Here is a 13,460-nt window from a genome sequence, read left to right as displayed (position 1 = left end):
TGAAAAGGACTATGAAAAAAGTTAAAGGTTTATTAGTGATGGCATATGGTACACCCTATAAAGAAGAAGATATTGAACCGTACTACACACATATTCGTCATGGACGTAAACCGTCTGACGAGCATTTAGAAGATTTACGCAGTCGCTATGAGGCAATTGGTGGTTTATCACCACTGGCTGCTGCAACAGAAGCACAGGCTGAAGCTTTGTGTGCACGTTTAAATGAAGTGCAAGATGAAGTAGAATACAAGTTATTTATTGGTTTAAAGCATATTCATCCGTTTATTGAGGATGCAGTGGAGGAAATGGTCGCTGCGGGCATTAAAGAAGCCGTATCAATCGTCTTAGCACCACATTTTTCAACATTCTCTATTAAATCATACAATGGCCGCGCAGCGGAAACAGCAGGTGACCGCCTAACAATTACATCTGTTGAGTCTTGGTATGATGAGCCTAAGTTTATTGAATATTGGAAGGGGAAAGTGAACGAAACATTCGATGCTATGTCTGCTGAAGAACGCGAGAAGGCTTGCTTAATCGTATCAGCGCATTCACTTCCAGTAAAAATTAAAGAACTAGGCGATCCTTACGAAGACCAATTAATTGAAACAGCTCGCCTAATTCAAGAAGCGACGGGTGTGAAAAATGTAGAAGTCGGCTGGCAATCAGCAGGACAAACACCAGAACCATGGTTTGGTCCAGATGTGCAAGATTTAACACGTGATCTTTATGAGCAAAAGGGGTACCGTTCATTTGTTTACACACCAGTAGGATTTGTAACAGAACATTTAGAGGTACTTTATGATAACGATTATGAATGTAAAGTGGTTTGCGATGAGTTAGGTGCTAACTATTATCGTCCTGCAATGCCAAATACACATCCATTATTTATTGATGCGATGGTAGATGCCATTCATAAAAAATTAAGCTAAGCGAAAAGAAAGTGATGATGTTGGTGACTCAAAAAAGACGAAAGGTAGTTGTTGTTGGCGGTGGTATTTCAGGCCTTACAGCTGCGTTCTATATGCAAAAACAAGCGCGTACAAAAGAATTGCCGGTAGATATCGTACTTGTCGAGTCGTCATTACGTCTTGGCGGAAAAATCCAAACGCTTAGAAAAGACGGCTTTATTATCGAGCGTGGACCAGAATCCTTTTTCGATCGTGAAAATCATGTACAAGCACTGGCAAAAGAGCTTAGTATTGAACATGAGATGATTACCGGAGATTCAGGACCGACTTATGTAGCTGTAGGAAGTAAATTGTACCCTATTCCGAGCAGTCTGATGTCAGGAGCAACGCCACATATCTCGTCATTCATTACATCTGGTTTGTTTTCACTTAGTGGGAAAATTCGTGCAGCGGGAGATTTTATTCTCCCGCGTTCTGCACGGGATGACGACCAGCCATTAGGTGAATTTTTTCGAAGAAGATTTGGCGCAGAGGTTGTAGAAAACCTAGTGGAACCTTTACTTGCAGGAACCTTTGCAGGGGATATTGAACAGCTAAGTATGCGCTCTATATTTCCACAGCTTTACGAATTGGAGCAAAAATATCGTAGTTTGCTTTTCGGTATGAAGAAATCAGGGACAAATTTTCTAAGTTACAATCAGATAACGAAGGATAAGGGAATTTTTCAAACCTTTGAAAATGGGCTTGAGACACTTATCGAAAAGTTAGAAGAATCTCTACTTCCAGGGACAGTCATGAAAGGTGCGAAAGTAGAACAAATTGATCATGGTAAAGATGGTGCTGTGCAAGTCGTACTAAATAATTTTTCACATATAACAGCAGATGCAATTATTATCGCAACGCCATTTAATGTGGCACAAAAAATGTTTAGTAAGCATCAACTCTTGACTGAGTTAAATACGATGAAAGCCGCAACTATTGCTACAGTGACGATGGCATTTAAAAAAGAGCAACTTGGAGACTTAGATGCACTTTCGTTTTTTGTCTCTAGAAATAGTGATTTTTCAATAACATCTTGTACGTGGATTAATCGAAAATGGCCGAATACTACCCCTGAAGGCTATGTATTATTACGTAGTTATATTGGTCGTGTCGGTGATGAAACAATAGTTGCCTTATCTGATTCAGAGATTGAAAAGACAGTATTACAAGACTTAAAGAATACAATAGGGCTAGACGGTGAACCCGTGACAACCGTTGTCTCTCGTTGGAAAAACGCTATGCCACAATATACTGTTGGACATGAAGCGAAAATTGCTCGTGTAAAGGAAGAACTTTATCAACACTTTCCAACAGTAAAACTTGCAGGTAGCTCTTTTGAGGGGATTTCAATTCCAGAGTGTGTAGAGCAAGGCTGTAAAGTGGCAAATGAAGTTTTAAGTGATATGTTTAAACAGTAAAAGAGTAGTGCAAATTTACATTTGTACTACTTTTTTTGATAGGATTTTTTTAAGTATTTGTTTAAGTAATGATAGTAGCAATCATTGAAAGCACTTTTTTTGTTCTTCACAGTGTTGGATTACTTAAATGTTGAAATAAAGAAAGGGCGCTTTAAAATTAGCATGGCAATTTTAAGGCGCCAAATAATTAGTATTTATTGAAAAGAAACTGCAATGTTAATCAGGATGGGAGCACAATGGATTAGTAGATTTCCATCTTTCTTAAAAGTAATAGGAGTTGTTGAACATAGAATAGACTATGTCTAGCGATTAAGAAATTCTGTGGCATGACCAAACAATACCACCGGAGTTAGCGCCCCCTAAGGTCAATGCAATGCTTAAGCCATTTGCATCATAAAATAAATCAATCAAATCGCCTGCATTCAAATTGACTTCTCCTGCTAATGTTACAGTACCATTACCGAGAACTGCTCTAATAGTTAATAGGGTAACAGCTAAATTTAATACTGGGAATAAACCGTTTATTAAATTAGTTGTAGTATTTCTACGAATTGTAAATGAGGGGTTAACACCTGCACCAATGCCAAGACTGATGGCAGCTACTGTTGAGTAGTTGATAGTTGCTTCAAAGCAATATCTTCCAGTTGTTGGGACTGTGAATATACCAGTTGTTGGGTTAAATGCTGGTGTTGTGAAATAAGGTGAAGCTACACTCCAGTTAGTTAAAGTAGTAGAGTTACTAACCGCTAGAGTATTTAAAAATGCAGAGAAGCCTTCTGTAAAAGCTGGCCCAGTAGGTCCTGTTGGCCCTGTTGCACCAGTAGGTCCCGTCGGTCCGATAGCACCTGTCGCGCCGGTTGCACCAGTAGGTCCTGTTGGTCCAATAGCACCTGTCGCGCCGATTGCACCAGTAGGTCCTGTTGGTCCAATAGCGCCGGTAGCGCCAGTGATACCCGTCGCACCAGTAGGACCGGTAGCTCCACGGTCTCCTTCTTCACCAGTAGGTCCCGTCGGTCCACGAGCCCCAGTGATGCCCGTCGCGCCCGTAGGTCCTGTTGGTCCGATAGCGCCAGTGATGCCAGTACCAGTAGGTCCGGTAGCGCCCGTGATGCCCGTCGCACCAGTAGGTCCGATTACCAATATCGCCTGTAGCGCCCGTGATGCCCGTCGCGCCCGTAGGTCCGGTCGCCGATGTCGCCTGTAGCGCCCGTAGGTCCTGTTTACCGATGTCGCCTGTAGCGCCCGTAGGTCCGATTACCGATGTCGCCTGTCGCACCAGTGATGCCCGTCACGCCCGTAGGTCCGATTTACCAATATCGCCTGTAGCGCCCGTGATGCCCGTCGCGCCCGTAGGTCCGATTACCGATGTCGCCTGTCGCACCAGTGATGCCCGTCACGCCCGTAGGTCCGGTTGGCCGATGTCGCCTGTCGCACCCGTGATGCCCGTCGCGCCCGTAGGTCCTGTTGGTCCGATATCGCCAGTGATGCCCGTCGCGCCTATAGGTCCGGTCCCGATATCGCCTGTCGCACCCGTGATGCCCGTTGCGCCCGTCGCGCCAGTACCCAGCAGGTCCGATATCGCCAGTGATGCCCGTCGCACCCGTAGGTCCGGTCGGTAATATCGCCTGTAGCGCCAGTGATGCCCGTAGCGCCCGTAGGTCCGGTCGGCCGATATCGCCTGTAGCGCCAGTGATGCCCATCGCGCCCGTCGCGCCAGTTGGTAATATCGCCCGTAGCACCAGTGATGCCCGTAGCGCCCGTAGGTCCGGTCTGCCGATGTCGCCTGTAGCACCAGTGATGCCCGTAGCGCCCGTAGGTCCGATTGGTAATATCGCCTGTCGCGCCAGTGATGCCCGTTGCGCCCGTAGGTCCGGTCTACCGATGTCACCTGTAGCGCCCGTGATGCCCGTCGCGCCCGTAGGTCCTGTTGTACTGATGTCGCCTGTAGCACCAGTGATGCCCATCGCGCCCGTAGGTCCTGTTACCCAATATCGCCTGTAGCACCAGTGATGCCCGTCGCGCCCGTAGGTCCGATTGGCCGATGTCGCCTGTAGCACCAGTGATGCCCGTCACGCCCGTAGGTCCTGTTGGTCCGATAGCGCCCGTGATGCCCGTCGCGCCCGTAGGTCCTGTTGGTCCGATAGCGCCCGTGATGCCCGTCGCGCCCGTAGGTCCTGTTGCCGATGTCGCCTGTAGCACCAGTGATGCCCATCGCGCCAGTAGGTCCTGTTGGCCCAATATCGCCTGTAGCACCAGTGATGCCCGTCGCGCCAGTCGCGCCAGTGGCCCCAGTAGCCCCCGTTGCGCCCGTAGGTCCTGTTGGTCCAGTAGTCCCTGTTGTACCAGTAGGTTTAATAGGCCAAATAGAACAGTTTTGCTCTGGTCTATTAATGCAACGGCATGGATAACTATTACATCTCTTGCAAATGTTATTTAAAATAAAATCGTGGAAATTCATTTATTCACCTCCTCTCTCAAATATCCTATTCATAAAAATGATAGAGGAAGTGGACGGTTAACTACTTTGCTTATTCATATAAGCATTATAAATTGTGTACTAGCTAATCACTATGATCTTATAGGGGAAGAAGCTTAGGAGATAAAGAAGACTTTCTTATAAGAATTGCATTTCCTGATTTTCATAAAGTTTAATAGTAATCTAAGCGTTGTCATTCATCTTTTTTAACAATTGCTCAAAGTAAGTTTTGTTGTGTAAGATTTTTTCATCGTTCGGTAAGTAGCCTCGTGCCAATTCATTATGGGTATTGGCTAATTCGTATTGTTGTAAACGGTCATAGAGGACGCAAAGTTGTATATGAGGTAACCACGTGGTAAAAGTTGTATTTAGAAATGGAGCGTTTGGTTTTGTTTTTATTGTCAATGCTTGTTCATACCAAAAGATTGCCTCCTGATTTTTCCCTTGCTCCATAAAATGATGGCCAAGCCTACAGCATGCCTCTGGACGTGGGATGTCATATTCAAAGCTTCTTAAAATAGAACTTACATTATTTTCTTTATCATTTAAAGTCGAGTAACAATCTGCTAGTTTAAAACAGGATTGAATATTATCTTCTACCCAACCACGTTTTGATGTTAAAAAAAGTTCATAGTAAAAGATTGCATCCTCAATTTCATTATGATCTAGTAATTCATTGGCATAATAAAATGTGTCACGTGGAGTTAATGCTTCACCTGATTGAAGGAGTTTTCTATAAATGGTAATATTCCGCTGGTGGTCATGATGAAGTGGTAAGTGGCTAATAGCGACATCACTTTCGTAAAGATGTCCACTAACCTCTAAATATTCATGAACTGCACCAATCCATTGAAATTGCTTATCTCTTTTAACTAATCGATATCTTCTTAAAAGAGAGTTCACTTTTCCTTCAGCATCAAAGCTTAAATAATAATTCATCGAGACAGCATCAATTTCAGGGGCTAAAGATTCCTTTAAGGCTTTAAATTTCTCCTGATCTTCCGCCAATAACACATCATCAGCGTCTAACCAAAGAATATAGTCCTGTGTAGCTTGTTGGAATGAAAAATTTCGCGCTTGGGCAAAATGATGCACCCACTCAAATTCAAAAATACGATCAGTAAACTGTTTTACAATTTTCTTTGTATTGTCGCTAGAGCCAGTATCAACTATATTTATTTCATCCACTAAATCTTTTACTGATTCAAGACATCTGGCAATGACATCTTCTTCATTTTTCACAATCATACATAAACTAATGGTTACCATAATGTGATTCCTCCTTACGATAATCTTTGTAGTATATGTGTTAATAGGCATTTTTGCGATGCTTAAGTCTTTTGCTATTGATAGTAAAGACGCGCTGTTATCGGCTGGGAATGTGTCATAAATTTACCTTTCAAGTTTCACGCAGATTTCACAAATGTGAAGTATAGTTAGAGGGCAGAGGTGATGATTTTGAAAAAATGGGCATTCTTCATTTTTTCTTTTATACAAATTATTTGGTTAGTAGGGTGTACAGAGAAATCTTTTGAGCCAATTGAACGTAATCAGAATTTTATAGCGTCTCTCAATATTCAAGAACCATCGCTTGATTTTATTGATGATCAAGGTGGAGTTTTTGCATCTTGGACATTTGACAAAGCGTATACAGGCGCAATACTCCTCGATAAGGACCAAATTTTACTATATGGTCATCAATTAGATGAAATAGATGTTTTTGCACTTTCGACAGGTAAAAAGCTCTATTCAAAAAAAGTAGAAATTGGCACGACCAATGTGTATTATGCGCCGAAGTTCAAACAATTTTTTGTTACGAATAGTAAGATGAATACAGTGACAAGCTTTGATGTGGAAGGCAATGAACTTGCTTCACAGCGGCTTGGCAATTATCCGATGTCGATGGCAACGTATAAAGATAAGCTTTATGTGGTGAACTATAAAGACACGAAACTATCAGTGTTATCCATTAAAGATTTAACGATAGAACAACAGTGGCCAATAGAAAAATCGTCACATGGGATTGTCATTATTGAAGAGACAAATGAGTTATGGATTGGTGGACACGGTGAAGGAAGCAAACCGAATAGTTCGGTGAAACGTTATGATCTTACAACGGGTGCTGTTCATGGTGAAATAGAAATGCCTTTAATGCCAGTAGGTTTAACAAAGACGAAAGATAATGTGTTAGTGGTCAGCCATGGGCATAATGAATTATATGTCGTTGATTTTAATGGTACAGTGAAATGGCATAAAGAGGTAGGGGCCAACCCATTTGTTGTAAATCAGTTTAAGAATAATATTGTTGTAGCTGGCTATGACGACCACACATTATATTTTATAAAAGACGGTCAGGTACAAAAAACAGTTGATGTTGGTAAAGGTGCATTTCAACTGTTAGTAAGGGAGGAAGAAAAGTGACAACAGTATTAATTGTTGATGATGAGCAAGATATGCGTAATTTAATCGAGATGATGCTCAATAATTCCAAGTTCGAGACCTTTACAGCTGCAAATGGAACGGAGGCGTACGATATTATTGTGCGGGAAAAAATCGACTTAGTTCTATTAGATGTAATGATGCCACATGAAGATGGTTTTACAGTTTGTCAAAGTATTCGTGCGATGTCGAATGTTCCTGTAATTTTCTTAACGGCACGAGATGCGAATGAGGATAAAGTAAAGGGGCTGACACTCGGTGGAGATGATTATATCGTAAAGCCGTTTACAAATGATGAACTGGTGGCACGAATGCATGCTGTATTAAGAAGAAGCGGTTCTAATATAACCGATTTGCAGCAAAAAATTGTTGTCTTTGGGTCCATTAAATTAGATGAGATTTCTCGGAAAGTTTCAGTTGAAGGGAAAGTAATCCCGTTAACTTTAAAGGAATTTGAATTATTACATTTATTTATGAAAAATCCAGGCAATGCCTATTCACGTGAACAATTGTTAGAGCGTATTTGGGATATAGATTATTTAGGGGGAACAAGAACGGTTGATACCCATATAAAAACATTACGCTTGAAGCTTGGAAAGGAAGCGGCAGGGTATATTCAAACCGTTTGGGGAGTCGGCTACCGCTTTGACCCTGGCGAATGAAAAAGATTTCCACACGTATTTGGCTACTAATATTTGCATTTTTGATTATTACAGTTGTTTTTATGTACGTACTGACTGATTTTTTATATGAACAGCTTTATGTGGAAGATACAGAAAGCATGATGATCGAGGTCGGTACAAAGTTACAAACAATGTATACGAGTGGCAAAGTGACAGATGAATTTATTGCTGATATTGAACATTATAATAATTATTCTAATTTAAATATTTTTGCTGTTAGAAATCCACGTGAGCTTAGTGCATGTGTTCCGTTTGATATTGATTATGAAACATTGATAGGTGCAGAAGAACGAGAACAATTGCTAGAAGGTAATTATGTGCAAAAGATTGGCTATGAGCCTCGGTTCGATCGACAACTTATTTCAGTTGTATTGCCTTTAGTAGATCAAAACAGGTTAGAGGGCATTATTTATATTTACTTCCCATTAGCAAAAATCAGTGAGTTAGCAAGTCAAGAAGTCATTTTCTTATTTTTGAGCGCATTTGTCTTTTTGATTGTGATGAGCTTCTTTGTATATAAAGGTATTCAACGTATTATGCGTCCATTAAATAACTTACAAAGAGCGGTGGAGCAAATGTCGTATGGTCATTATGAAACACGAGTGCCGGTTAAATCTAGTGATGAAATAGGTAAACTATCCAGTACTTTTAACGGTATGGCGGAGGCTATACAACGTGAAGATGAAGTACAAAAAACATTTTTAGCAACTGTTTCTCATGAATTACGAACACCTATTAGCTATGTAAAAGGGTATAGTGAAGCAATGCAAAATGGTATTATTGCAGAAGAGCAAAAACAAGAGACTATTCAGTTGATCGTGCGAGAAGCAAATCGTATGGAACGTTTAACAAATGAGCTTCTTCAACTTGCTCGGATGGAAAATGAACAGAAGGATATTGCCCTTTATCCGATTCCACTTGCAGAAACATTACGAGAAGTACGAAAAATTTTAATGCATCAAGCTCAAAAAAAGAATATTACGTTGCATCTTAATGTAGATGATGAACTAATTGTCAAAGCGGATGAAGTGAAGCTTAAGCAAATATTTATTAACATTATCGAAAATGCTATTAATTACTCTTATGAACAGTCAAAAGTGGACATTGTGGCAGTTGAAAATAATGGAAATGCACTTATTACGATAAAGGATGATGGCATTGGTATACCGCTGGAAGATTTATCGCATGTGACAGAGCGTTTCTATCGTGTTAATAAAGCGCGTAGTCGTGCAGATGGTGGCAGTGGCTTAGGTCTATCTATAGTGGAACAATTATTAAAGCAGTTACATGGTAAAATTGAAATCGAAAGTGAATTAGATAAAGGTACAAAAGTAAAGATTACGATGCCGTTAATGGAGGAATAGAACATGAAGAAATGGATTTTGACATTGTTAGCTGTACCCGCATTATTAGTTGGGTGTGGGGAAAAGAAAGAACCGGCTACAACTTCCACATTAGAGGAGCCTCAAATGTTGGAAGTAGAAATTTTAACGTCAAAAGAAGTAGCAATAAATGCTCCGATAGAGCTAGCTGCTCACGTTACCCAAGGTAAAGAAAATATTGATGATGCAATCGTAGAATTCGAAGTGTGGGAATCAGGTAAACGTGATGAAGGTCAAATGTTAGAAGGTAAATTAGAGAAAGATGGCGTCTATAAAGCTCAGACAACATTCGATCATGACGGCGTATATTATATGTTTGCTCATACTACAGCTAATGGCATTCATAATATGCCGAAACAGCAAATTACTGCTGGTACACCTGATATGACAAAAGTAATTCAAGAAGATGAAAAAGCCAATATGAGCATGCCAAATCAGGGTACAGATTCATCAGAGGACACAGAGCAACAAGAAAATGAAAAAAATCATCATTAAAAGCTTGCATTATTTTTAAAATAGGAATATTATAATGACCAGATGACCGAAATGGTTTTCTGGTCATTATTTAATTTCAGTGTACAAAAGGTGTACATAACTTAACAGGAAAGGATGTCACAAATGGATCGTAGGCAGGAAATTATTGAAGCAGCTGCAAAATCATTTACGTTGTTTGGCTACAAGGCAACGACGATGGAACAAGTGGCGAAAATTGCGAATGTCGGTAAAGGAACGATTTATACATTCTTTGCAAATAAAGAAATTTTATTTCAAGAGATTGCGATGTCACTTGTACGTGAGATGAAGGCGGAAGCGGATGCAGTGTTGGATGTATCAGCAAGCTTTATGGATAATGCGCATCATGCTTTGATGAAAATGCTACAGTTCCGTGAGAAGCATCTTTTATTTGCGAAGTTAATAGAAGAAGAAAAAGAATTACGTACGCCAGCGGTCAAACAAGTTCTAATTCGCATTGAGTCTGAAATATTATCTTATATGGCAACATTAATTCAACGACGAATTGATAAAGGTGAAATTCGAGATTGTGATGCGGAGTTAGTAAGCTACCTGTTATTAAAAGCGTATTTAGCGTTCGTAGTAGATTGGCATGAGCTACATGGCGACATGATTCCAGAAGAGAAGATACTAAATCTTTTTAAGGAGACAATCTTTCGAGGGCTCGTTCTTTAAGAAAAAATCTACAAATTTTACACATGATGAAGTTTGCGATTTTTTTGCAGTAAAATGACCAAATGACGTTTTCGGTCAATTAGTATAGGAGTGAGAAAAAATATGATTAAAGCTGAATGGCTGAAAATCCTTAAAACAAGAAAAATGCTTGTTTCAATAATCGCTGTTCTATTTATTCCGGTCATGTATGCAGGCATGTTTTTATGGGCGTTTTGGGATCCATATGCAGGCATGTCTAATTTACCGGTAGCGATTGTTAATGATGATAAGGGTGCAGAAATGGATGGAGTGAAGTTAGACTTAGGAGATACCTTAGTCGATAAACTCGTCGATAGTAAGCAATTTGACTTTATAGAAGTGTCAAAAGAAGAAGCGGAAAAAGGATTAAATGGTCGAGACTATTACATGATTTTAGAAATCCCAACAAATTTCTCAGAGCATGCTACGACTTTACTTGATGACAAACCTTCTAAATTAGTCATGAATTATATTCCGAATGAAGGCTTGAACTTCTTAGGAGCACAAATTGGCGAAACAGCAATGGATCGCATTCGTGCGGAAGTAAATACGCAAGTTTCTGCTACATATGCAGAGAAATTATTTGATTCTATTGCCACATTAGGAGATGGCTTTACAGAAGCAGCTGATGGTTCTGTTAAGTTAGACGAAGGCGCTAAAAAAGTAGCAAATGGAGCGAAAGATTTAAAAGGATATTTAGAACAGTTAGCTTCTAGCACAATTGAACTTTCTGATGGTACAGATAAAATTACCAAAGGTGCAACGCAAGCAGCTAATGGTGCTAACGACTTATCAACTGGTCTTGTGAAATTAGAAAATGGTACAGTGCAGTTACAGCAAGGTGCACAGCAGGCAGCTGCAGGTGCAACAAGTCTTCAACAAGGTCTATCTCAATACACACAAGGTGTAGCGAAAGTAGAAGCAGGCCTAACAACAATAACTGAAAAACAACAGCAAATTATTGCTGGTGCAACATCTGTTGCTGAAAATGCTGGTAAGCTAAACAGTTCAGCAAATCAGTTATCTAATGGTTCTGCACAAGTAGAAGCGGGTATTGTGGCTCTAACAGCACAGTTAAAAAGTACAATTGATGCAATGCCAGCAGAGCAAGCCGCTGCTTTAAAGCAAACGTTAGCTGAGCTACAAGCTGGTAGTACCAATGTGCACAATGGTTTAAATGCATTAGCAGCAGGTACTGAAAAATTACAAGCTGGTGCTAACCAAGTTAGCGGTGGTGCATCACAAATTGCTGCAGGTCAAAAAGATGTTTTAGCTGGTGCAAATGCATTAGCAGCAAAAAGCAATGAACTAGTTCAAGGTGCACAAAGCCTTCAAGCTGGTAACGCCACTCTTGCTAGTAAACTAGGTGAATTACATGCAGGTGTAAACACAGCTGTTGCTGGTTCACAAACATTAGCTTCAGGATTAAATGACTTAGCGAGTGGTACAACAACATTGAATAAAGGTACTTCAACACTTGCTTCAAAATCTGGCGAGTTAGCAGAAGGCTCTGCAACACTTGCTGATGGGTCAACTGAACTTGCCGATGGTACAGCGACACTATCTAGCAAATTAGGTGAAGCTAGTGAAAAAGCAAACGAAGTACATGCAAATAATGACACATATGATATGGTCGGTAGTCCGGTTGAAGTAGAAAAAGAATCAATCAACCATGTTCCAAACTATGGTACAGGTTTCGCACCTTACTTTATTTCACTTGGATTATTTGTTGGAGCACTGCTAATTTCAATCGTATTCCCACTTGTAGAACCTGCAATTCGTCCGAAAAATGGCGCATCATGGTTTACAAGTAAAGTGACAGTCCTTGCATTCGTAGGTTTAGTGCAAACATTATTAACAGTAGCCATTGTAAAATGGGGCTTAGGTCTTGAAGTACAAAATTTAGGTTACTTTGTACTAACGGCGTTACTAACAAGTTATGTGTTCCTAGCTTTAATTCAAATGTTAGTTTCTATTTTCGGTGATCCAGGTCGTTTCATTGCCATTGTTGTACTGATTTTACAACTTACAACAAGCGCGGGTACATTCCCACTTGAACTGATTCCGTCACCATTGCAAGTATTTAATAAATTATTGCCAATGACATATACTGTTCAAGCATTTAAAGCAAGCATCTCAACAGGCGATATGACGTATTTATGGCAAAACTATGGTATGTTATTTGGCTACCTAATTGTGTTCTTAGTCATTACTTTTGGTTATTTCATGTTATTACACACAAAACGTTACTCAAAAGTAGCGGAAGATTAAAAACACTTTGCACCCATCATTTACTTGGTGGGTGTTTTTTAGTGCCAGTCACTCAAACAATTTAGTACCTAGCATAATATAGGCTCCTAAATCGTAAAAATCCACTTCGCTTTTCGCGGGCACAGTGTAAGCAACAACCCTCGCTGTCGCGCGGTTTGTTACGTCTTACAACTTGCGCTGTTCCCGCCCTAATGTCATGGCTGGCGCATATGCAAAGTGCCAGTCACTCAAACAATTTCAGTTTAAATGTAAAACAGCAGCTGATATGAGCGTATCAGCTGCTGTTTTGTGTAAGTGTAAGAGATTTAATTAATGGTTCATCATAAATGTATGATGAGTGGTGTCATTATTAGTTCGTGTGGGGCACGAAATGACGTTACAGCATAGGCAAATGCTTATAGGCAGTTACATTTTTCACAAGTGTTGCTGTAGCATTCGCTTTGTTCTTCGATCTTTTCACCGCATTCTGTGCATTGTTTTGCAGGTAAGTTCTTGAAAAATTCAACTACGTTTTCTAACATTGTGGACTCCTCCTTTAAGTTCATCTGTACTATTACTGTTTTATTATTTTCTAGTGTATTATAACAGATGCGTTTCGTCAACACAAAATGCCTAATTTACGTTAAAATAAA

Annotated in this window: 11 protein-coding genes and 1 pseudogene; 8 read left to right on the top strand and 4 right to left on the bottom strand. The window is 40.3% G+C overall.

The features are described 5' to 3' along the window. Positions 1-11: 11 nt before the first annotated feature. Both hemH and hemY read left to right on the top strand, forming a co-directional pair. Positions 12-932 (top strand): ferrochelatase, encoded by a 921-nt coding sequence (gene hemH, locus LO754_RS19375; protein WP_024362284.1) that lies wholly within the window; start codon positions 12-14, stop codon positions 930-932. Positions 933-946: 14 nt separating this feature from the next. Then, positions 947-2,371, top strand: coding sequence for a protoporphyrinogen oxidase (gene hemY / locus LO754_RS19370; RefSeq protein WP_231786357.1), 1,425 nt, complete (start codon positions 947-949; stop codon positions 2,369-2,371). A 309-nt stretch (positions 2,372-2,680) separates the two neighbouring features. On the opposite strand, the gene LO754_RS19365 is transcribed toward hemY, so the two are convergent. The 3 genes and pseudogenes from LO754_RS19365 to LO754_RS19350 form a co-directional block, all read right to left on the bottom strand. Beyond that, positions 2,681-3,511, bottom strand: coding sequence for a collagen-like domain-containing protein (locus LO754_RS19365; RefSeq protein WP_231785059.1), 831 nt, complete (start codon positions 3,509-3,511; stop codon positions 2,681-2,683). Positions 3,512-3,994: 483 nt separating this feature from the next. Continuing rightward, positions 3,995-4,715: pseudogene (locus LO754_RS23900) on the bottom strand (collagen-like domain-containing protein); the annotation flags it as partial. A 315-nt stretch (positions 4,716-5,030) separates the two neighbouring features. Further along, positions 5,031-6,116 (bottom strand): glycosyltransferase, encoded by a 1,086-nt coding sequence (locus LO754_RS19350; RefSeq protein ID WP_024363865.1) that lies wholly within the window; start codon positions 6,114-6,116, stop codon positions 5,031-5,033. A 183-nt stretch (positions 6,117-6,299) separates the two neighbouring features. Here LO754_RS19350 and LO754_RS19345 point away from each other — a divergent pair, with 183 nt between their 5' ends. The 6 genes from LO754_RS19345 to LO754_RS19320 all read left to right on the top strand — a co-directional run bounded on the left by LO754_RS19345 (position 6,300) and on the right by LO754_RS19320 (position 12,828). Next, the gene (locus LO754_RS19345) at positions 6,300-7,268 is read left to right on the top strand and encodes a YncE family protein (protein ID WP_229387670.1); all 969 of its coding nucleotides are present in this window, start codon (positions 6,300-6,302) and stop codon (positions 7,266-7,268) included. Beyond that, the gene (locus LO754_RS19340; RefSeq protein WP_024363867.1) at positions 7,265-7,948 is read left to right on the top strand and encodes a response regulator transcription factor; all 684 of its coding nucleotides are present in this window, start codon (positions 7,265-7,267) and stop codon (positions 7,946-7,948) included. Before LO754_RS19345 ends, LO754_RS19340 begins: the two co-directional genes overlap by 4 nt. Next, positions 7,945-9,333 (top strand): HAMP domain-containing sensor histidine kinase, encoded by a 1,389-nt coding sequence (locus LO754_RS19335; protein ID WP_231785058.1) that lies wholly within the window; start codon positions 7,945-7,947, stop codon positions 9,331-9,333. The genes LO754_RS19340 and LO754_RS19335 overlap by 4 nt, the downstream gene beginning before the upstream one ends. A gap of 3 nt (positions 9,334-9,336) precedes the next feature. Beyond that, the gene (locus LO754_RS19330) at positions 9,337-9,846 is read left to right on the top strand and encodes a FixH family protein (RefSeq protein WP_024363869.1); all 510 of its coding nucleotides are present in this window, start codon (positions 9,337-9,339) and stop codon (positions 9,844-9,846) included. 123 nt (positions 9,847-9,969) lie between these two features. Beyond that, the gene (locus LO754_RS19325) at positions 9,970-10,539 is read left to right on the top strand and encodes a TetR/AcrR family transcriptional regulator (RefSeq protein WP_024363870.1); all 570 of its coding nucleotides are present in this window, start codon (positions 9,970-9,972) and stop codon (positions 10,537-10,539) included. Positions 10,540-10,641: 102 nt separating this feature from the next. Next, a complete protein-coding gene (locus LO754_RS19320; protein ID WP_231785057.1) occupies positions 10,642-12,828 on the top strand; it encodes a YhgE/Pip domain-containing protein in 2,187 nt (728 codons plus the stop codon). Between the two features lie 395 nt (positions 12,829-13,223). On the opposite strand, the gene yhfH is transcribed toward LO754_RS19320, so the two are convergent. After that, complete coding sequence (yhfH, locus tag LO754_RS19315) at positions 13,224-13,349, bottom strand: protein YhfH (protein WP_069514604.1); 126 nt, start codon at positions 13,347-13,349, stop codon at positions 13,224-13,226. Positions 13,350-13,460: the final 111 nt, after the last annotated feature.

The organism is Lysinibacillus sp. GJ-1 (assembly GCF_021166035.1).
Taxonomy (GTDB): Bacteria; Bacillota; Bacilli; order Bacillales_A; family Planococcaceae; genus Lysinibacillus; species Lysinibacillus sphaericus.
Note: the sequence above shows the minus strand (reverse complement) of the source record. Positions and strands in the feature narration are given on the sequence as shown.

Excerpts from the sequence above, each read along its gene's own strand:
- LO754_RS19330 (WP_024363869.1), top strand. The coding sequence starts at position 9,337 with ATGAAGAAATGGATTTTGACATTGTTAGCTGTACCCGCATTATTAGTT.
- LO754_RS19335 (WP_231785058.1), top strand. The coding sequence starts at position 7,945 with ATGAAAAAGATTTCCACACGTATTTGGCTACTAATATTTGCATTTTTG.
- LO754_RS19345 (WP_229387670.1), top strand. The coding sequence starts at position 6,300 with ATGATTTTGAAAAAATGGGCATTCTTCATTTTTTCTTTTATACAAATT.
- LO754_RS19320 (WP_231785057.1), top strand. The coding sequence starts at position 10,642 with ATGATTAAAGCTGAATGGCTGAAAATCCTTAAAACAAGAAAAATGCTT.
- yhfH (WP_069514604.1), bottom strand. The coding sequence starts at position 13,349 with ATGTTAGAAAACGTAGTTGAATTTTTCAAGAACTTACCTGCAAAACAA.
- LO754_RS19325 (WP_024363870.1), top strand. The coding sequence starts at position 9,970 with ATGGATCGTAGGCAGGAAATTATTGAAGCAGCTGCAAAATCATTTACG.
- LO754_RS19350 (WP_024363865.1), bottom strand. The coding sequence starts at position 6,116 with ATGGTAACCATTAGTTTATGTATGATTGTGAAAAATGAAGAAGATGTC.
- hemH (WP_024362284.1), top strand. The coding sequence starts at position 12 with ATGAAAAAAGTTAAAGGTTTATTAGTGATGGCATATGGTACACCCTAT.
- hemY (WP_231786357.1), top strand. The coding sequence starts at position 947 with ATGATGTTGGTGACTCAAAAAAGACGAAAGGTAGTTGTTGTTGGCGGT.